Source organism: Streptomyces sp. Pv4-95 (assembly GCF_045782725.1).
Taxonomy (GTDB): domain Bacteria; phylum Actinomycetota; class Actinomycetes; order Streptomycetales; family Streptomycetaceae; genus Streptomyces.
In genome coordinates this window covers 7474378-7493246 of record NZ_CP127172.1, presented here as the reverse complement: position 1 = coordinate 7493246, position 18869 = coordinate 7474378, and the positions used below count along the sequence as shown (strand labels likewise).

Genomic DNA, 18869 nt, shown 5'->3' with positions numbered 1-18869 from the left:
TCTCTTCGTTGGCCGGTGGTGGGGTCACGGAAGCGGGATGAGGGCGTGCCGGACGCCGTGCCGGGCGCGGTCGAGGGCGGCCGCGCACTCCTCGGGGGTCTCTCCGACGGCGAGCAGGGCGGCGAGCCGCGGCACGATCCCGCGGGGCGGCAGCAGCAGCCGGCTGCCCGGGGCGGCGAGCGCGACGGCTTCGACGATGCCGGGCTCGGCCGCGGCGGCGGTCAGGTCGAGGGTCTGCACCACACCGTCGCACTCGGGGTAGATGAAGCGGACCTCGGCGCAGCGATCACGCGTGGGCCGGAGATCGGGGGTGCGGCCGAGGGCGATGTCGGCGGCTGCCGCGACCGGGTCGACGCCGGTGGCGAGCGTGCCGAGCAGCGGGATGAAGTCGCCACCGAGCCTGCCGTTGACCTCGACGACGCGTGGTCCGGTGGGGGTGAGGCGCAGTTCGGTGTGGGTGAGGCCGGTGCGGATGCCGAGCGCGGTGTGGGCGTCGGTGACCACGGCCTGCACCTCGTCGGCCCAGGGCTCGGCGCGCCAGGGGGCGACGAGGTGGCCGGTCTCCTCGAAGTACGGCGCGAAGCCGAGGCGCTTGTGCGCGACGTTCACGACCCGTACCGCGCCGTCGAACACCGCGCAGTCCACGCTGATTTCGGGCCCGGACAGATACTCCTCCACGAGGGCGCCGTCCCGTGCGCCGATGCCGGGGAAAGTGGCGGTCAGCGCCTGCTCGACGGCGTGCGAGAGCTGGTCGGGGCCGGCCGCGAGGGTGACGCCGATGCTGCCCGCCAGGGCACGGGGCTTGACCACCACGGGCCAGCCGAGCGACTCCGCCGCCGCCAACGCCTCCTGTGCGGTGCGCACATGGCGGAATCCGGCGGAGGGGACTCCGGCGGCACCGAGCAGCCTGCGGGTGGTGAGCTTGTCGCGGCAGCGCCGCACCGCCTCCGGGCTCATATGCGGCAGGCCCAGCCGGCGGGCGGCCTCGGCGGTGCTCTCCAGCAGCGTCTCGTCCCAGGTCAGTACGGCGCCGGGGCCGGCGTGGGAGGCCAGCAGGGCGGCCACGGCCCCGGTGACGGCCGAGGGGTCGGAGGGGTCCGCGACACGGAACCGGTCCCCGACGTACGCGCGCTGCCAGTCGATGTCGGTGTGCTGAACGAGCGCGGTATCGACCCGCGCGGCGACGGCGTCCAGCGCGTACCTCCGGTACGGCGGGTTGCCGCAGCCCACAACGACGAGCTGCGCGGGGGCCCCGGGGTCGACAGGCACGCACCGCAGTTCGGTGTCCCGCGCGGTGCGCTGCACGGCGTCCGCCACCTCGGCGCTGCTGCCCCCGCGGAAGCGGAAGCGCACCCCGGCGTGCTCGTAACCGCCACCGGTCAGCAACGCGCCGACCTCCGGGAGGACTTCGGCGTACCGGTCGGGCTCGTCGCGGGTGGTGAGCGAACGGACCCGGCAGGGCATCGGCGCGGAGGGTGGTACGAGCAGCCAGCCCGCCACCCGGGCCGGGTCGTCGACGCGGCGGGCGGAGGGGTCCTCGGCGCCGGTCTGGTGGGCGAAGGCCGCGGCCATCAGGTCGATGCCGTGCACTTCGCGCCAGATGAAGGGGACCTCGGCGCCGCCGGGCCGGGCCCCGATCTCCAGGACCGTCAGTGCGCCGGTGTCGCTCGCGAAGAGCTCCAGGTGGAAGACGGAGGGACCGGTGAACATCGCGCCTGCCGTCGCGGTGGTGATCTCCTCGACCCGGCGCAGGAGTTCGGGGTCGTCGATCTCGACGGAACCGAGGGCCGCGCCGGCGGTGAACTCCAGGCAGGTGCTCAGATAGCGCGAGGCCCGCCACGCGCCGAGCCCCTCACCGGTGAAGATGCCGTCGACGTGCAGGACCTGGTCCGGCAGCCACGACTGTACGAGCAGGTCGCCGTCCCCGGGGAAGCGGTGGTCGCGCAGCGCCTCCGGGGAGTCCAGCCGGGTGATGCCGGCGCTCGCGGTGCCGCGGCGGGGTTTGAGCAGCACCGGCCAGCCGTGCCGGTCGGCGAAGGCGGCCACCGCGTCGGGGTCCGGCGCCCCGGCTGTCGCGGGCACCGCGATGCCCGCTTCGGCGAGACGCTGCGCCATCAGCAGTTTGTCGCGCAGCGGCGCCAGTTCCTCGTCTCGCGGGCCGGGCAGCGCGAACTCGCCCCGCAGTTCGGCCGCGAGGTCGAGGTCGGTCTCCTGAAGGGCGACGATCCGGGTGGGCGGGCCGATGCGTTCGACGAGGGAGGCGATGGCGTCGCGGACCGCTTTGGCGTTCTCCGTGCTGTCCACGAGCCTTATTCCGGCCGCCAGTTCGGTCGGCAGATGGCGTGCGGCGCGCTCGGTGGTGAGGTAGCTGACACGGTGGACGCCGTGGTCGATGTAGGCGGCGTAGTCGGCGTAGTGGTCGGTCCAGCGATGGATGATCATCACGTGTTCGGGCACGGAGAGGGCTCCTGGGGCAGTACGGGCAGGGGCGAAGCGAAGGGGCGGCGCGGCTTCGGGCCGCAGGGCGGAGTGCGCGGCGCGGCACGGCTGCCGGGTGGCGATGCGGCGGCCCGGCTTCGTCGGTACAAAGGCGCCGGGTGCGGCGGGTTCCGCTCGGGGCGCGGGCGGGGAGGGCCGCTGCGCGGGCCCGTTCGATCGGGCGTCGCGGTCGCCGTGTCCGGTCCGCGATCCGGGTGCACCCTCCGTTCGGTCAGCGCCGTCCGGCGGCGGTCAGCAGGGCCTGATGGATACCCAGGAGCACGTCCGCGCACTGCTGCCGGCCGACGTCCTTGGCCGTGAGCCGCACGGTGAGGCTGTCCGCGGTCTCCAGTGCGCGGGCGTAGCACCGTGGGCCGATCGTGGTGAAGGGCTCCTCCCAGGTGATGACGGGTGTGTCGGCGCCCGAATCCGCCTGCCCGTCCCGGGAGTCGCCGGGCGGGGTGCTTCCCGGTACGGCCACGTAGTTGAAGGCGCAGGTCGGCTCGGGGGCGTCGGGCAGACGCGCGCGCAGCGCCGCGACGGCGGTCACGTCGTACATGCCGTGCCGGACGGCGGTGAGGCCGCTCCAGTGGACGGCCGTGGCCAGCGCGTGCAGGTCGTCGTTGCGGGCGTCGTCGAGCAGGGCCGGCACCCACTGGTTCATCGAGGTGACCAGGCCCTTCCAGCGACCGGCGAACCGGTTGGCGCTCATCAGCTGCACCAGCAGGGCGTCGGTGCCGCAGATCCGGGCCACACCGCGGGCATAAGCGGCCAGGACGACGCTGGAGACCGACACCTGCGCCTGCTCGGCGACGGCGTGCGCGGCCCGGCGGGCGGCACCGGAGCGCAGGGTTCCCTGGAGGACGGTGTCGGCGGTGCGGGGCAGCGGGGCGGACGGGGCGCGGGCGAGGAGCCGCTTCCAGTGGTCGAGGGCGGCGGACTGCCGCCGGAGGCCGGCGGGAGTGTGCTGGTCCGCGGCGAGTTCGGCGGGGCCGGGCGGCAGCGGGCCGAGGCCGTCGGGGTCGGCGAGTGCCTGCCGGAACTCCTGCTGGAGCAGTTCCTGTGCCCAGGCGTCCGCGGCGATGTGGTGCTTGACGAACACCAGATGCGAGGCGGCGCCCCGGTGGGTGAGCAGCCGTGCCCGCCAGCCGTGTCGGCGCCCGAGGTGGAAGGGCTCGGCGGCCAGCTCGGCGGCGACGGCCTCGGGGTCGGCGCCGCCGTCGTCGATGCTCGGGAGGTCGTCGTCCAGCGGGTCGTCGGGGGCCAACTGGTTTGGCGCGTCCGGGTCCTGGAGGTCGTAGCGCGTCCTCAGCGAAGGGTGGCGGGCGACGACGGCCCGCAGCGCCGTACCCGCCCGCGCCCGGTCGACACCTGGCGGCAGTGGCCAGACCGCCGCGTTGTTCGGCTCGTGCCACCGCGCGGCCGGCAGGCCGCGGATGTCGTGCCAAACCGAGAGCTGACCCAACGAAAGCGGTCTCGCCTCGGACATACGCTCCCCCATTTGAGCAATTCCAGCATACGAAAACTAAGTTCCATGCATGCCCGACGCTGCCACAGTCCGTTGAAGCCTGTCCAGAACGAATTCCTCACGAAGGCACCCGCCGAGTCCCTCGCGACCCTCAACCGGTGTCACATTTCCTCGACTTGACGAGCCGGTCGAGCCCCCACCAGCCCCTCTCGCGTGGGCGGCACCCCTTCAGCTCGACAGTGACCCACCTCACACGCCACACCCTCCGACGACATGAGAGCCTGATCGCCAATCTCCGGAAGTCATTTTCCGGACAACGGAACATTGGGGCAGTGGCGATGCCACTCGTCGACCGGGCCGATGACCAGGGCCCGTTCCGACTGACGACGCCCCCACACGCCGGTGGGCTCAGGCCCGCCCGGCACGGTTCACCGTTCACGCAGAAACGAGGGGTCGCATCAACGTGAGTCAGCAGCCGCACACCGGGCCCGATGCCGTCGGGGAATTCCTCCACGACTTCCTGCTCGACCCGGCCCGGCACACCCCCGGCGACCCCGCCGTCATCGAGTCCGTACGGCCCGGCCAACCGCCGGCCGTGACGACCTACGCGGAACTCGGCGCTCTGGTGGACAGCTATGCGGCCGCGCTCGATGCCCTCGGCATCGGGATCGGCGGCCGGGTCGTCCTGGAGGCGGACACCACCGCCCTGTCCCTCGCGATGCTGCTCGCCTGCTCCCGAACGGGCCTCACCTTCGTCCCGGTGAGTCCCGGGACGCCGCACCCGCGACTGCTCTCGATCATCGAGGCCGTCCGCCCCGACCTCCATCTGCAGACCTCCGACGGCGAGCGCCTGGGCCTCCCCGCGTCCGTCGGAACCGCCCGGTTCGGCCCGGACGGCCTGCTGACCGAACGCTCCCCCGCACCCCGCAGGCCCCGGCGCCGGGCCGCCTGCGTCACCGACCCGGCATACATGATCTTCACTTCGGGGACCACCGGCCGGCCCAAGGGCGTGGTGATGAGCCACCGGGCGGTGGTCGCGTTCTACCGGGGCATGCTGGCGTACGGCTTCGCCGGTCCCGAGGACCGCATCGCCGGCACCTCGCCACTGCAGTTCGACTTCTCGCTGCTCAACATCGGCCTGGCGCTGGGCAGCGGCGCCGCCGTGGTGCCCGTCCCGCAGCATCTGGTGCGCTGGCCACGGCACTTGCTGCGGGTGCTGCGCGAGACCGGTGCCACCCAGGTCAACGGCGTACCGTCGATCTGGCGGCAGGCACTGCGCCACGAGCCCGAACGGCTGGCCGGGCTCGACCGGCTGCGCGGGATCCTCTTCTGCGGCGAGGAGTTCCCGCTGCCGGAACTGCGGCTGCTCCAGCGCCTGCTGCCGCACGCCCGGGTCATCAACTGCTACGGCAGCACCGAGTCGATGGCCTGCTCCTTCGAGGAGGTACCGCGGCCCCTCCCGGACACGGTGGAGAAGCTCTCCATCGGGATCGCCCACCCCGGCGCCGAGATGCTGCTCGTCAACGACAACGGCGAGGTGGTCGAGGAGCCCGGCGTGCCCGGCGAGATCCATCTGCGCAGCCCCGCCCTGTTCACCGGGTACTGGGACGACCCGGAGGCCACCCGCTCGGCACTCGTCCCCGATCCGCTGTCCCCGCAGTCCGGGCACGTCCTGCGCACCGGAGACCTCGCGTTCCAGGGGCCGGACGGCCGGTTCTACTTCTGCGGCCGGACCGACGCGCAGGTACAGATCAACGGCAACCGCGTCGAACTGGGCGAGGTGGAGCGGCGGTTGGCGGAATTCCCCGGAGCCGCCGCAGCGGCCGCGATGCCCCTGCCGCAGCCCGGCGGCGGGCTCCAGCTGGCCGCCTTCGTGGTCCTCGCCCGTCATCACGACCTGCGGGACGTCGGTGACCTCCGGGAGTTCTGCGCCGAGACCCTGCCCGCGTACATGGTTCCGCAGGAGATCCACCTGCTGGACAGCCTGCCCACGACCTCGAACGGGAAGGTCGACCGCGCGGCGCTCGCGGAACGGGCGGCCGACGGCCGAGCGGACCCGCCGCCCACCGGCCGACCGGCCGCCGCGCCCGCACAAGGGCGGGCCGCGCAGGAGTCGCCGACCACGACACCGGCCACCGGGCACAGCCGTGCGCGCTGACCGGCCCGTACGCCGGCACCGACGCCGCCCGACAACCCCCACGCATCCGACGACGACCGCGTGCCCACGCGTCCCCCCGGGCAGCAGGACGGTCTTCGGACGGCCCGCGGCCGCCGCGCGACACCACCGCCCCGCGCCCTGCCGCCCGTCCCCCAGGAGTGAATCGTGAGCCGCACCGACGTGCCCTTCCCGAAGACCGGCGAGGACGGCGGAGGGCGGCTGCGGGCATTCGTCCGGGTGCGGGTGGGCGGGCTGCCGGGCGCGTTCTGGGTGCTGTGGGGCGGGTCCCTCGTCAACCGTCTCGGCTCCATGGTCAACCCGTTCCTGAGCCTCTACCTGACGGGCGTGCGGGACGTCCCGATCGCCACCACCGGGATGATCCTCGCGGTGTCCGGCATCGGCTCGGTGATCTCCCAGCCGCTCGGCGGCTACATCGCCGACCGCTTCGGCCGCCGGGTGGCACTGACCGGCGGGATGCTGGCCAACGGCGCCACGCTGCTCGCGCTCGGACACGCCCAGAGCCTCACGGTGCTGGTGGCCGCCTGCTTCGTGCTCGGCATCACCATCGACCTCTTCCGTCCCGCCGCCCAGGCCCTGGTCGCCGACGCGGTACCGGCCGCCGACCGGACCCGCGCCTACGGCCTGCTGCTCTGGGCCATCAACCTCGGCTTCTCGCTCGCCATGGTGCTCGGCGGGTACCTCGCCTCCCATGGCTACCAGTTGCTGTTCTGGCTGGACGCGGGGGCCTGCACGGTCTTCGGGGTGCTGGTGTGGCTCGCCATCGACGAGACCCGCCCGGCAGTCCGGGAGCGCGGTGCCGACGGGTTCCGCACCGTCGGGCGCGACCGGGTGATGCTGGCCTTCGCCGGGATCATCGTTCTCTACGCGATCGTGTTCCAACAGGCCTTCGCCACCCTGCCGCTGGCGATGACGAGCAGCGGTATGTCCAGCAGCGCCTACGGCATCGTCATGGGCATCAACGGCGTCGTCGTCATCGCGATGCAGCCGCTGATCGGCCACCGGCTGGCCGCCTTCGACAAGAGCCGGGTGCTGGCCACCGGATTCGCCGTCGCGGCCTGCGGCAACGCCGTGGCGGCCGCCGCCGCGAGCGCCGTCGGGTACGCGGTCGCGGTCGCGGTGTCGACACTGGGCGAGATCCTGGTCTTCGCGATCACCGCGGCGGTCGTCGCCGACCTCGCACCCGCCCGGCTCCGCGGCCGCTACAACGGCCTGATCGGCATGGCCTGGGGAACGGGCTTCCTGATCGCGCCGATCGTCGGCACCCGCCTCCTGGTCATCGGCTCCACCACGCTGTGGCTCAGCTGCACCACCCTCGCCCTCCTGGCGGCGCTGTGCCAGCTGGGGCTCGCCCCGGCACTCCGCCGACGAGCCGCACCGTGAGGTCTCGCCGCAGCCCGTTCCCCCGCACCGGAAGGAATGCACCGTGCAGAAAGTCCTGTTGATCGAGGCCGACGTCGCCGCCGGCGAGGACATGCTGACCGCCGCCACCGGACTCGGCCTGGAGACCTACGTGGCCACCCACGAGGAGCTGTACGAGCGGTACCGCCCCGCACTGCGGAGCAAGGTCACCGGCACGGTCTTCACCGACTTCGCCGACCCGGACCGAGCTCTCGACGATCTGACGGCCTTCTGCCGCGAGCGGGGCATCGACGGCATCGTCGCCGTCTGGGAGTTCCTGTCCCCCCTCGCCACCCGCCTCGCGGCGAAGCTCGGGCTCCCCGGCCACCTCCCCGAACGCGCGGAACACTGCCGCAACAAGCGGCTGACGGCCGAAGCGTTCGCCGCCCACGGCGTTCCCTGCCCGCGCACGCTTCACGCGGCCGACCCGCAGGGCCTGGCGCAACGGATCGAGGAGAGCGGTTGGCGATACCCCCTCGTCGTCAAACCTGCCGAGAACGCGGCCTCGATCGGGGTGTCCGTCGTCCGGTCGGCCGAGGAACTGCCCGACGCCGCCCGGCTGGCCCGGCACCAGACCCACAAGTACCCGCACGGAATCGCCCTGGACACCACCCTGCTCGCCCAGGAGTACGTGGACGGCGACGAGTTCAGCGTCGAGACGGTCCTCTTCGAGGGCGCCGTACACCACTTGGTGATCACGGAGAAATTCACCACGGCCGGCACGAGCCGCGCCGAACTCGGGCACACCGTCCCGGCCGAGCTGGCCCCCGACGTCCGCGCCTCCGTGTACGCGGTCACCAGCAAGGCCCTCACCGCACTGGGACTGCGCAACGGCCTCGCCCACACCGAGGTGAAGGTCGACAGCAAGGGGCGCCCGAAGGTCATCGAGGTGGGGGCGCGCCCGCCCGGCGACCACATCATGCGGCTGGTCCACGACGCGCTCGGCATCGACGTGGCGCGCGCCTACCTCCGGACCGTCCTGGGCCGACAGCCCGACGTGACACCGCGGCGCGACGCGGCGGCCGCCATCCGATTCATCACCGCACCCCGGGCGGGCACTCTGCGCCGGGTCGGGGCGCTCCCGCAGGGGGAACACATCGCCGCGACCGCCATGACGAAAATGCCCGGCGACGAAGTCGGCGACCCGCACGACAACATGGCGCGCATCGGCCACCTCATCCTGCGCGCCGGCACGGCCGCGGAGGTCAACAAGGCAGCAGCCGAGGCCATGAACTCCCTCATCGTGGAGCTGGCGACCGAGTGACGAGCCCGGCGGGGGCATCACCGTAACTCCGCCTGTTGTCGGGCCTGTTGGGGCAGGGTCGTGACTTCCACAGCCACGCACAGCCCCGGAGCCGCCTCACCCGCGGTGCAGCAACGCCCCGAGCACCTCGCGGATCTCCGCCTCCGGGTCGGCCGCGGCTCCGGCCGCCCGCCAGGCCACGAACCCGTCCGGACGGACCAGTACCGCACCCTCGGGCGTGGTGCCGTGGACCTCGGCGAAGTCGGCGCCCTCCTCGGGAGCCAGATCGTCGTCGGGGCCGGGGCCGACGCGGTAGATGTCCAGCGGCACCGACCAGCGCTCGGCCATGTCCGCCGCGGCCGCCCGCCAAGGCGCCCCGTCCGGGCCCGTGAGCAGGACGAACGACCGCTCGTAGAGATCGAGGGTGGACAGCCGTTCGCCCGCTCGGCGCAGCCACATGTGCGGGGCCCGGCTGCCCGGTTCACCGGTCAGCTGCATCCGCTCCGGCACGACCGGCAGTTCGGGGTCGACGCCGATGACGGCGCCGCGCGGATAGCGGTAGGCCAGCGCGACGGTGAGCACGCCGCCCGGCTTGCCTCGGCCCCCCGCCCCGGGAGCGGGGCTGTATCCGGGGTGGCTGTGCTCGGCGCTACGGGCCGAGGCCCGCGCGCTCGTCGCCCTCGCCACCGGCTGCCGTTCCGATTCGTAGGTCTCCAGCAGCCCGGGCCCTGCCGAGCCCTGCAAAACGGCGGCGAGCTTCCAGGCGAGGTTGTGTGCGTCCTGGATGCCGGTGTTGGAGCCGAAGGCACCCGTCGGGGACATCTCGTGGGCGGAGTCGCCGGCGAGGAAGACCCGCTCGGAGGCGTACCGCTCGGCGACCCGCTCCGCGGCGTGCCACGGCGCCCTTCCGGTGATCTCGATGTCCAGGTCCGGCACCCCGACCGCCCTGCGGATGTGGTCCGTGCACCGCTCGTCGGTGAAGTCCTCCAGGGTCTCGCCGCGGTCCGGGTGCCAGGGGGCGTGGAAGACCCACTGTTCGCGGTTGTCCACGGGCAGCAGCGTGCCGTCGGCCTCGGGGTTCGTCAGGTAGCAGGCCAGGAAGCGGCGGTCGCCCACCACATCGGCGAGAGCGGGCGCGCGGAAGGTGATGCTGACGTTGTGGAACAGGTCGCCCGGCCCGGTCATGCCGTAGCCGAGGCGTTCCCGGGCCGGGCTGCGCGGGCCGTCGGCCGCGATGAGGTAGTCCGCGCGCACGGTGGTGTGCTCCCCGGTCTCCCGGTCCTTCACCACCGCCGTCACGCCCTCCGCGTCCTCGTCGAAGGTGAGCAGCTCGGTGGCGAAGCGCAGGTCACCGCCGAGTGCGCGGGCCCGGTCCACCAGCACGGGTTCGAGGTCGTTCTGACTGCACAGGCACCACCCCGAGGGGCTGAAGCGGGCCAGAGCCCCGCCGCCGTCCATCTCCTTGACCAGCCATTCCTGGTCCTCACCCGTGAGCGAACCGGCCTGCAGGATCCCGTGGTTGTCCGCCAGGACCGAAGCGGCCTCGCGGATCTGCGCCTCCGCGCCGGCCACCCGGAACAGCTCCATCGTGCGGACGTTGTTGCCGCGGCCGCGCGGGTGCCGGGAGGTGTCGGAGTGCTTCTCGACCAGCAGGTTGTCGATGCCCAGGCGCCCCAGGAACAGCGAGGCCGACAGACCCACCAGGGATCCGCCCACGATGAGTACCGGGACCCTGGCTTGCGCGTGGGGATTCATTGGGGCTCCTGCTCCCGAGGTGCGTACGGAGTTGGCGGTGTGGTGGTACCCGGCCCGGACCCGGTTCGCTCGCGTTTCACCCGACTGGCTCACAGATATCGCGCGGCACCGGGCCCCCGATCACCATCGATTCCGGGACGGCCACCCCCAGGGGCGGCCGTTCACACACGCCGGGTCCCTCGCTCGGCACCGCGGGAGGACCGACCACCTACGGCAGGTGCCACCCGGCCCGAAGGAGAGGCGTAGACGATGACGACGATGACCAGGCTCTCGGACCGAATATCGCAGTCCGCCTTCGACGGCTCCCGGATTCGGGTCGTGTTGCTGCTGGACCTCTACGAAGGCGCGCAGCAGCGCTTTCTCGCGGCGTACGAGCATCTGCGCAACCAGGTGGCCTCCGTCCCCGGCCATCTGACCGACCAGCTGTGCCAGTCCATCGAGAACCCCTCGCAGTGGCTCATCACCAGCGAATGGGAGAGCGCCCCGCAGTTCCTGACGTGGGTGAACAGCGAGGAACACGTCGAGATGGTGCAGCCGTTGCACGGCTGCGTGCGCGAGACCAGGTCGCTGCGCTTCAGCGTGCTGCGGGAGACCTCGAACATCGCCACGGTCGCCGCGAAACTCCCCAAGGGCGGCCTCCAGGCCTCGCCCCGTGTCGGCGACGGTGTCGTCCGGCACGCACTGACCTTCACCGTGAAGCCGGGCAGCGAGGCGCAGGTCGCGGAGATCCTGGCCGGCTACAGCTCCCCCGAGGCACGCGTCGACGACGCCACCCGGCTGCGCCGTACGTCGCTCTTCATGCACGGCAACCGCGTGGTGCGCGCCGTAGAGGTCCAGGGCGACCTCGTCGCGGCGCTGCGGCACGTCGCCCAGCAGCCCGAGGTCAGGGCGGTCGAGGAGGCCATCGACCCGTTCCTGGAGCAGGAGCGCGACCTCAGCGACCCGGACTCCGCCCGGCGGTTCTTCACCCGGGCCGCGCTGCCCGCGGTCCATCACGTGACGGCCGACGACCAGGGCACCGGCGAGGTGCGCCGGCACGCGCTGTCCTACCCGGCCCGCGAGGGCTGCGGGATGACGCTGGCCCGCATGCTGGCCCGGCAGGACGAGCTGGCCGCGGAGGACCCCGCGAGCCCCGTCCTGGGCAGCACCGTCTTCCAGCGCGACGACACCGTCGTCCGGCTCATCGACCTCCGCGTCCCCCTCGGGAGCGACCCCGTCCGGGCGCTCGGGGTGACCGGTCCTCGCAAGCGCGCCGTGCTGGCGCGGTTGATCGACACCGACGTGGCCGGCGCCCTGTCGAGCGACCAGGACCTCGCGCGCTTCCTCACGCGCATCGACATGGACCTCATCACCGACCGCTGGGCTCCGGACGCCTGACCCCGCGTCCGGCCGCATGGGCCCCCGCCACCGCGACCAGGGCCTCTCACCGCCGCCACCACACCTCTGGAGGCACTGCCATGACCACCCACAGCCCACGCATCGTGGACCTCAGCCAGACCCAGCCCAACCGCCGGCGCGGCGGCGATCTGCGCGCCATGCTGACACCCGGCGCGGTGGGCGCCACGAGCGGCTTCATGGGCATGGCTCTCGTGCAGCCCGGTGAGCGCATCGGCGAGCACTACCACCCGTACTCCGAGGAGTTCGTGTACGTGGTGAACGGCCTGCTCGAAGTGGACCTCGAAGGCGAGCCGCACCCGCTGCGGCCGGACCAGGGGCTGCTGATCCCCCCTTACATCCGGCACCGCTTCCGCAACGTCGGCGACGAGGAGGCCCGCATGGTCTTCCATCTCGGCCCGCTGGCCCCGCGGCCGGAACTCGGCCACGTGGACACCGAGGGCACCGACGCCGCTTCGCCCGCGGCGCCCCCCGAACGAATAGAGCCGGTGTCATGACGCGGCGCGTAGCGGTCACCGGCGTAGGCATCGTCGCCCCGGGCGGTGTGGGCGTGCCCGCCTTCTGGGACCTCCTCACCTCCGGTCGTACGGCGACCCGGGGCATCACCCTCTTCGACCCGGCGGGGTTCCGCTCCCGCATCGCCGCGGAGTGCGACTTCGACCCGGCGGCACACGGCCTGACCCCGGAGCAGGTGAACCGCTCGGACCGGTACATCCAGTTCGCGCGCGTGGCCGCCGACGAGGCGGTCCGCGACGCCGGCCTGGACACGGAGACGGAGAACCCGTGGCGGATCGGGGTGTCGCTGGGCACCGCGGTCGGCGGCACCACGCGTCTGGAGCACGACTACGTCGCCGTCAGCGGCTCCGGCGACCGGTGGGACGTCGACCACCGGCCGGCGGGTCCCCATCTGCAACGCGCGTTCTCCCCCAGTTCGCTCGCCGCCGAGGTCGCGGGCCAGATCGGCGCACGCGGCCCGGTGCAGACCGTCTCGACGGGGTGCACCTCCGGCCTCGACGCGATCGGCTACGCCTTCCACTCCATCGAGGACGGCCGCGTCGATGTCTGCGTGGCGGGCGCGTCGGACTCACCGATCTCCCCGATCACCGTGGCCTGCTTCGACGCGATCAAGGCGACGTCCGCCAACAACGACGACCCCGAGCACGCCTCCCGCCCGTTCGACGCCCACCGCGACGGTTTCGTGATGGGCGAGGGCGGCGCCGTACTCGTCCTGGAGGAGCTGGAGCACGCCCGCGCCCGCGGGGCGACCGTGCACTGCGAGATCCGCGGCTACGCCACCTTCGGCAACGCCTACCACATGACCGGCCTCACCCAGGAGGGGCTGGAGATGGCCGAGGCCATCAACCGTGCGCTCGGCCACGCCCAGCTCGACGGCTCGCAGATCGACTACGTCAACGCGCACGGCTCCGGCACCCAGCAGAACGACCGGCACGAGACGGCCGCGGTCAAGAAGTCCTTGGGCGCGCGCGCCTACGACGTGCCCATGAGTTCCATCAAATCGATGGTCGGCCACTCGCTCGGCGCGATCGGCGCGATCGAGATCGTGGCGTGCGTCCTGGCGCTGACCCACCAGGTCGTCCCCCCGACGGCCAACTACACGACCCCGGATCCGGAGTGCGACCTCGACTACGTGCCGCGCACCGCACGGGAGCTGCCCCTGCGGTCGGTGCTGTCCGTCGGCAGCGGGTTCGGCGGCTTCCAGTCCGCGGTCGCACTGACCCGACCGGGTGGGAGGACACGATGAGTTCCTCACATGAACGGCGTTGCGTGGTCACCGGCATCGGCGTGATCGCGCCCAACGGCGTGAGCACCGACGCCTTCTGGAAGGCGACCAAGGAGGGCATCAGCGTCCTCGACGTGGTCACCCGCGAGGGGTGCCAGAACCTGCCGCTGCATGTCGCGGGCGAGGTCCGCGACTTCGACCCCGGGGCGCTGATCGAGGAGCGCTATCTCGTCCAGACCGACCGCTTCACCCACTTCGCGATGGCGGCGGCCAACCTCGCCCTGGACGACGCCGGCCTCGGCCGTGCCGACTACCAGGGCTCGCCGTTCGCGGTGGGTGTGGTGACCGCCGCCGGGTCCGGCGGCGGCGAGTTCGGCCAGCGGGAACTGCAACGCCTCTGGGCGCAGGGCTCCCGCTACGTCGGCCCCTACCAGTCCATCGCCTGGTTCTACGCGGCCAGCACCGGGCAGATCTCGATCCGGGGCGGCTTCAAGGGGCCCTGCGGGGTCGTGGCCAGCGACGAGGCGGGCGGTCTCGACGCCCTCGCACACGCCGCCGGTTCGATCCGCCGGGGCACCGACGCCGTCGTCGTGGGCGCGGCCGAGGCGCCGCTGGCCCCCTACTCCGTCGTCTGCCAGCTCGGCTACGACGCGCTGAGCACGGTCGAGGAACCGACCCGCGCCTACCGCCCGTTCAGCTCCGGCGCCTGCGGCTTCGTCCCCGCGGAGGGCGGCGCCATGCTGGTCGTCGAGGAGATGGAGGCGGCCCGCGCGCGCGGGGCGACGATCCGCGCGGTCGCGGCCGGGCACGCCGCGACCTTCACCGGTCCCTCCCGCTGGGAGGAGTCCCGGGACGGGCTGGCGCACGCGATCCGCGGGGCCCTGGAGGAGGCCGAGTGCGCCCCGGAGGAGATCGACGTGGTGTTCGCGGACGCGCTCGGCGTGCCCGTTGCCGACCACGCCGAGGCCCTCGCGCTGGAGGACGTCCTGGGCCGGCGGGCGTCGCGGGTGCCGGTGTCCGCGCCCAAGACCGGTACCGGACGGGCGTACTGCGGTGCCCCCGTCCTCGACACGGCGGCCGCGGTGCTCGCCCTGGAGCACGGTCTGGTGCCGCCCGCCCCCAACGTCGTCGACGTCTGCCACGACCTCGATCTCGTGACCGGCTGGGCACGCCCGGCCGAGTTGCGGACGGCCCTGGTGCTGAGCCGTGGACTGATGGGTTCGAACGCGGCCCTGGTGCTGCGCAAGAGCCCCGACGCCCCGCGCTGAGCCACGGCACCGAGCCAGCCCCCTGCGAAGAGGAGAACCCGCTCATGACCGCTCAACTGACCCTCGAAGAGCTGGCCTCGCTGATGAAATCGGCCGCCGGCGTCACCGTCGACCCGAAGGAACTCTCCAACCGGGCGGACTCACCGTTCGCCGACTTCGGCCTCGACTCGCTCGGCCTCCTCGGCATCGTGGGCGAGCTGGAGAACCGGCTGGCGCTGAGCATGCCGACCGACGCCGAGCGCTGCAAGACCCCGCGCGACTTCCTCGACCTCGTCAACACCGCCCCCACGACAGGAGCCTGACATGTCCGGTCACACCGAGAACGAGATCACCATCGCGGCGCCCCTCGACCTGGTCTGGAACATGACCAACGACCTGGAGAACTGGCCGCGGCTGTTCAGCGAGTACGCCGAGGTCGAGGTGCTCTCCCGGGAGGGCGACAAGACGACCTTCCGCCTGACGATGCACCCGGACGACAACGGCAAGGTCTGGAGCTGGGTCTCGGAGCGCGTGACCGACCGCAAGGGGCTCGCCGTCCAGGCCCGGCGTGTGGAGACCGGCCCCTTCCAGCACATGGACATCCGCTGGGAGTACGCCGAGGTCCCGGGCGGGACCCGGATGCACTGGACCCAGGACTTCGCGATGAAGCCCGAGGCCCCGGTGGACGACAAGGGCATGACGGTCCACATCAACAAGAACTCCCGGATCCAGATGGAACTCATCCGGGACAAGATCGAACAGCGCGACCGCGAACTGCGGGCCGCCGCCGTCACGGCCACCTGACCCTCGCCCGACGCTCCGTCCGGCCACCGTGCCACCGGACGCCCGGTGGCGACGAAGGGATCTCCCTGATGCACCACGCTCTGATCGTCGCTCGAATGGCACCGGGATCGGCTCCGGAGATCGCCGAGCTCTTCTCGGCCTCCGACCGCACGGAACTGCCGCATCTCGTCGGCGTCACCCGGCGGACCCTCTTCCAGTTCGGTGATGTGTATCTGCACCTCATCGAATCGGAACGGCCCGCCGGGCCCGAGATCGCCAAGCTGACGGAGCACCCCGAGTTCCGCAGCATCAGCGAGCGGCTGTCCACGTTCATCAGCCCGTACGACCCGGAGACCTGGCGCGGGCCCAAGGACGCCATGGCCCAGGAGTTCTACCGCTGGCAACGGGACGGCACCGGCTGACCCCCGGGCCCGGCACATCCGCCCGCTCCACGTCGGCGGCCCGCTCGCTTCGGCGAGCGGCCACCGGTGACCGCCGCGAGGGCACTGCTGCCTCGCGGCGGCTGCCGTGTCCGCGGGCTCCGGAGGAGGGTCCCACCTGCGTACCGGCGAATTCGGCCCGCCCCGGGCACCGTGGATAGGCTTCTGGCCGCGTCCGTACGTACGTCGGCACGCGGCGCACCGCGCGCACCATGGGATGACCGCACGAGGACAGGAAACCGATGATTTTCATCACCGCCAAATTCAGCGTCCGCCCCGAATCCGCCGACCGCTGGCAGGAGATCACCGCCGACTTCACCGTGGCCTCGCGCAACGAGCCGGGCTGCCTGTGGTTCGACTGGTCCCGCAGCGTCGAGGACCCCACGGAGTACGTGCTGGTCGAGGCGTTCCGGGACGACGAGGCCGGTGCCTCGCACGTACAGTCCGCGCACTTCAAGGCCGCGCAGCAGAGCCTGCCGCCGCACCTGTCCCGCACGCCCCGCATCGTGAACATGAAGCTGCCGCAGGACGACTGGTCGCTGCTGGGCGAGATGGACGTGCCGGAGAGCTGAGGGCGTTTCGACGGGCCGGGGCCGGCGTCACGTCGTCCGGAGGACCACGACGCGGCAGGTGACGGGCTCTTGCGTGTGGTACGTCTGATCGGCCCGGTCCTCGACGAGGCGGGCGGTCCCACGACGCGCCAACTCCTCGATGTGCCGCTGGAACCCCATGCGCTCCCAGGCCAGGGTGAGCACGGTCATGACCAGATGTCCCCCGGGCCGGGCGACCGCCAGCAGCGGATCGATGCCCTCGGGCCCGACATGCCCTGCGGTGAAGGTGCCCGCGCAGACGACCGCACCGTAACTCTGCGGGCCGAAGGGCAGGGGGCGGGTGATGTCCGCCTGTTCCAGCCGGCGGTAGACACCTTTGCCGCGGGCGACGTCGAGCATCCCCTGTGACAGGTCGACGCCGTCGACCGTGGAGAACCCGCGTCGCGCCAACTCGGCGCCGACCAGGCCCGTTCCACACCCGGCGTCGAGAATCGGGGTCCCGGCGGGCACGATGTCCGCGACCCGTTCCGCGACCAGTGCCGGACCGAGGTAGCCCAGGCCCTCGATGGTGTCCTGGTCGTAGCTGACGGCCCAGTCGTCATAGATGCCGGTGCGCTGCTCGACATCGCCGTCGAGGGAGTACATCCGCTTCAGGATCGGGTGCTGCACGGAGAACTGCTCGCTCACGGCATCTCGCCTTTCGTGGACCGGGGCCCCGGTCCAGGGCCCTCGGACATGCAGCGATGACGGCTCGTCGGCGGGATGCCGGCGGGCCGTCGGCGCTGCAGGAAGGGGCGGCCGAACGCGCCTCACGCCGCTCGGGAGGGAACGATCCGCCCAATGGGCGGGCGCCGCCCCCGGATTGCCGCGAACTCCATGGGGACAGGGGTGAAGAAGGAGTCCGGGGCCGGTCACCCGGCCCATGGCGCGGAGAGACCGGCCGACCGCGGATCCTGCACACGGTGCGGCGCGTGTGGGCCCGGGCGTCCCCGGGCCCACAACGACGACGCTCGTCAGGATCTAGAGGAGCCCGAGCAGGCCGAGGCCCAGCAGGCCGCTGCCCTCGGATCCGAGCTCGCGGGCCTCGCGGTCCACGACCTGCTTGCTGTGCTTCTTGACGGTCTTCTTGTGGTGGCACTCGCGCGGATCGGCGTGACGGTGCATACGGTCGGCCTGGCGGTTCATGCGGTCCTGGCGGTTCATTCGGTCGGCCTGGCGGTACCGAGGCTCCGCCTGGCTCTGCGCACAGCGGTCCGTACCGCAGGTGACGCTCTGCGTTTCGCCGGGCGCGGCGGATGCGGCGCCCGCCATCGGCAGCGCGACGGCGGCCACGGTCAGACCTGCCACGGCGAGCCCGCGAGGAATCGAACGGAACATGCTTCCACCTTCATCTCAGGGGACAGGAAATGGACATTCCCTGCAAAGCAGACAATAGGATGAATCCCCCGTGACGACTTGCGACCCACCGGAGAGTCACTGGAACGCAGCAGACCCCGCGTCACCCGCTGCACCCTGCGTGCCACCGAGGTCGAGCAGACCTCGCGGCCGGAGCCCGATCGCCCGTGGCCGCGCGCCGGTGCGATACGTCGTCAACCAGGGCTTCTACGGGCGATCACACGTGCCGGATGACGGCCGATCAGGCGGGCAGACGTGGGTGGTTGCCTCAGTGCCGGATCGGGCCGCCGACCGGGATGGGCGCCACATGGCCGGTCGGCGGGAGGGTCTGCGCCATGGCGAGGCCGATGTCGACGAGAGATGACCGGCGCAGGCCGGCGACATCGAGGATGGGGGTCCAGACCGACTCGGCGATTTCGCCGTTCGGCTCGGGGCGGAGCCGGCCGCCGGTGATGCGGACCCGGTAGAAGATGCCGACGTTCTGATGCTCCGGCCCGCCGCGGAGGGTGCGTTCGGCCGCGGGGATGATCCTTGAGTCCACGCCCAGCAGGCGTTCGACCACCGCGTCGCAGCCGGTCTCCTCGGCGACTTCCCGGATCACCGCATCGAACGGGTCCTCCGCGTGCTCGACCCTGCCGCCCGGAAGAGTCCAGGTGCTCTCGCCCTTCGGCGGCACGTGGCGGGCGAGCAACACCCGCCCCCCTTCGATGCACACGGCGTACGCCGCCAGCCGGAAACTCATCCCCAACTCCTCCCCGCCGGACGCCATCCCGGCATCCGAGAACCTCGCAGCGCC

General features: G+C 72.3%; 17 protein-coding genes. 11 read left to right on the top strand and 6 right to left on the bottom strand.

All coding sequences use genetic code 11. The features are described 5' to 3' along the window. Positions 1-24 precede the first annotated feature (24 nt). Both QOM21_RS32945 and QOM21_RS32940 read right to left on the bottom strand, forming a co-directional pair. Complete coding sequence (locus QOM21_RS32945; RefSeq protein ID WP_407554655.1) at positions 25-2457, bottom strand: ATP-grasp domain-containing protein; 2433 nt, start codon at positions 2455-2457, stop codon at positions 25-27. Positions 2458-2710: 253 nt separating this feature from the next. Continuing rightward, complete coding sequence (locus QOM21_RS32940; RefSeq protein ID WP_407554654.1) at positions 2711-3967, bottom strand: condensation domain-containing protein; 1257 nt, start codon at positions 3965-3967, stop codon at positions 2711-2713. A gap of 442 nt (positions 3968-4409) precedes the next feature. On the opposite strand from QOM21_RS32940, the gene QOM21_RS32935 reads away from it, so the two are divergent. The 3 genes from QOM21_RS32935 to QOM21_RS32925 all read left to right on the top strand — a co-directional run bounded on the left by QOM21_RS32935 (position 4410) and on the right by QOM21_RS32925 (position 8787). Next, positions 4410-6104 (top strand): AMP-binding protein, encoded by a 1695-nt coding sequence (locus QOM21_RS32935; RefSeq protein ID WP_407554653.1) that lies wholly within the window; start codon positions 4410-4412, stop codon positions 6102-6104. 165 nt (positions 6105-6269) lie between these two features. Next, complete coding sequence (locus tag QOM21_RS32930) at positions 6270-7505, top strand: MFS transporter (protein WP_407554652.1); 1236 nt, start codon at positions 6270-6272, stop codon at positions 7503-7505. Positions 7506-7548: 43 nt separating this feature from the next. Next, positions 7549-8787, top strand: coding sequence for an ATP-grasp domain-containing protein (locus tag QOM21_RS32925; protein WP_407554651.1), 1239 nt, complete (start codon positions 7549-7551; stop codon positions 8785-8787). Between the two features lie 96 nt (positions 8788-8883). Here QOM21_RS32925 and QOM21_RS32920 read toward each other — a convergent pair whose 3' ends face one another. Next, positions 8884-10521 carry an FAD-dependent oxidoreductase gene (locus QOM21_RS32920; protein WP_407554650.1) on the bottom strand — a complete coding sequence of 546 codons (1638 nt, stop codon included), beginning with the start codon at positions 10519-10521 and terminating at the stop codon, positions 8884-8886. 258 nt (positions 10522-10779) lie between these two features. Between QOM21_RS32920 and QOM21_RS32915 the strand changes: the two genes are divergently transcribed. The 8 genes from QOM21_RS32915 to QOM21_RS32880 all read left to right on the top strand — a co-directional run bounded on the left by QOM21_RS32915 (position 10780) and on the right by QOM21_RS32880 (position 16699). After that, positions 10780-11898 (top strand): SchA/CurD-like domain-containing protein, encoded by a 1119-nt coding sequence (locus QOM21_RS32915; RefSeq protein WP_407555965.1) that lies wholly within the window; start codon positions 10780-10782, stop codon positions 11896-11898. 80 nt (positions 11899-11978) lie between these two features. Next, on the top strand, positions 11979-12413 hold the full coding sequence (locus QOM21_RS32910) for a cupin domain-containing protein (protein WP_407554649.1): 435 nt from the start codon (positions 11979-11981) through the stop codon (positions 12411-12413). After that, a complete protein-coding gene (locus tag QOM21_RS32905; RefSeq protein ID WP_407554648.1) occupies positions 12410-13678 on the top strand; it encodes a beta-ketoacyl-[acyl-carrier-protein] synthase family protein in 1269 nt (422 codons plus the stop codon). Before QOM21_RS32910 ends, QOM21_RS32905 begins: the two co-directional genes overlap by 4 nt. Continuing rightward, positions 13675-14925: a ketosynthase chain-length factor gene (locus QOM21_RS32900; RefSeq protein WP_407554647.1), complete on the top strand. Its 1251-nt coding sequence runs from the start codon at positions 13675-13677 to the stop codon at positions 14923-14925. Before QOM21_RS32905 ends, QOM21_RS32900 begins: the two co-directional genes overlap by 4 nt. Before the next feature lie 44 nt (positions 14926-14969). Beyond that, on the top strand, positions 14970-15227 hold the full coding sequence (locus QOM21_RS32895) for an acyl carrier protein (RefSeq protein WP_393895215.1): 258 nt from the start codon (positions 14970-14972) through the stop codon (positions 15225-15227). Between the two features lies 1 nt (position 15228). Next, entirely contained in the window at positions 15229-15708 is a 480-nt protein-coding gene (locus QOM21_RS32890; protein WP_407554646.1) for an SRPBCC family protein, read from the top strand. Positions 15709-15776: 68 nt separating this feature from the next. After that, a complete protein-coding gene (locus QOM21_RS32885; RefSeq protein WP_407554645.1) occupies positions 15777-16109 on the top strand; it encodes a TcmI family type II polyketide cyclase in 333 nt (110 codons plus the stop codon). Positions 16110-16369: 260 nt separating this feature from the next. Then, positions 16370-16699 carry a putative quinol monooxygenase gene (locus tag QOM21_RS32880; RefSeq protein WP_407554644.1) on the top strand — a complete coding sequence of 110 codons (330 nt, stop codon included), beginning with the start codon at positions 16370-16372 and terminating at the stop codon, positions 16697-16699. Between the two features lie 27 nt (positions 16700-16726). Here QOM21_RS32880 and QOM21_RS32875 read toward each other — a convergent pair whose 3' ends face one another. The 3 genes from QOM21_RS32875 to QOM21_RS32865 form a co-directional block, all read right to left on the bottom strand. Next, positions 16727-17365: a class I SAM-dependent DNA methyltransferase gene (locus tag QOM21_RS32875; protein WP_407554643.1), complete on the bottom strand. Its 639-nt coding sequence runs from the start codon at positions 17363-17365 to the stop codon at positions 16727-16729. A gap of 333 nt (positions 17366-17698) precedes the next feature. Continuing rightward, a complete protein-coding gene (locus QOM21_RS32870; RefSeq protein ID WP_407554642.1) occupies positions 17699-18055 on the bottom strand; it encodes a hypothetical protein in 357 nt (118 codons plus the stop codon). Positions 18056-18341: 286 nt separating this feature from the next. Next, on the bottom strand, positions 18342-18815 hold the full coding sequence (locus tag QOM21_RS32865; RefSeq protein ID WP_407554641.1) for an NUDIX hydrolase: 474 nt from the start codon (positions 18813-18815) through the stop codon (positions 18342-18344). Positions 18816-18869 lie beyond the last annotated feature (54 nt).

Bases quoted from the DNA above. Each gene is read 5' to 3' on its own strand.
- QOM21_RS32915 (WP_407555965.1), top strand. From the start codon at position 10,780: ATGACCAGGCTCTCGGACCGAATATCGCAGTCCGCCTTCGACGGCTCC.
- QOM21_RS32895 (WP_393895215.1), top strand. From the start codon at position 14,970: ATGACCGCTCAACTGACCCTCGAAGAGCTGGCCTCGCTGATGAAATCG.
- QOM21_RS32905 (WP_407554648.1), top strand. From the start codon at position 12,410: ATGACGCGGCGCGTAGCGGTCACCGGCGTAGGCATCGTCGCCCCGGGC.
- QOM21_RS32920 (WP_407554650.1), bottom strand. From the start codon at position 10,521: ATGAATCCCCACGCGCAAGCCAGGGTCCCGGTACTCATCGTGGGCGGA.
- QOM21_RS32890 (WP_407554646.1), top strand. From the start codon at position 15,229: ATGTCCGGTCACACCGAGAACGAGATCACCATCGCGGCGCCCCTCGAC.
- QOM21_RS32940 (WP_407554654.1), bottom strand. From the start codon at position 3,967: ATGTCCGAGGCGAGACCGCTTTCGTTGGGTCAGCTCTCGGTTTGGCAC.
- QOM21_RS32880 (WP_407554644.1), top strand. From the start codon at position 16,370: ATGATTTTCATCACCGCCAAATTCAGCGTCCGCCCCGAATCCGCCGAC.
- QOM21_RS32910 (WP_407554649.1), top strand. From the start codon at position 11,979: ATGACCACCCACAGCCCACGCATCGTGGACCTCAGCCAGACCCAGCCC.
- QOM21_RS32865 (WP_407554641.1), bottom strand. From the start codon at position 18,815: ATGAGTTTCCGGCTGGCGGCGTACGCCGTGTGCATCGAAGGGGGGCGG.
- QOM21_RS32885 (WP_407554645.1), top strand. From the start codon at position 15,777: ATGCACCACGCTCTGATCGTCGCTCGAATGGCACCGGGATCGGCTCCG.
- QOM21_RS32870 (WP_407554642.1), bottom strand. From the start codon at position 18,055: ATGTTCCGTTCGATTCCTCGCGGGCTCGCCGTGGCAGGTCTGACCGTG.
- QOM21_RS32900 (WP_407554647.1), top strand. From the start codon at position 13,675: ATGAGTTCCTCACATGAACGGCGTTGCGTGGTCACCGGCATCGGCGTG.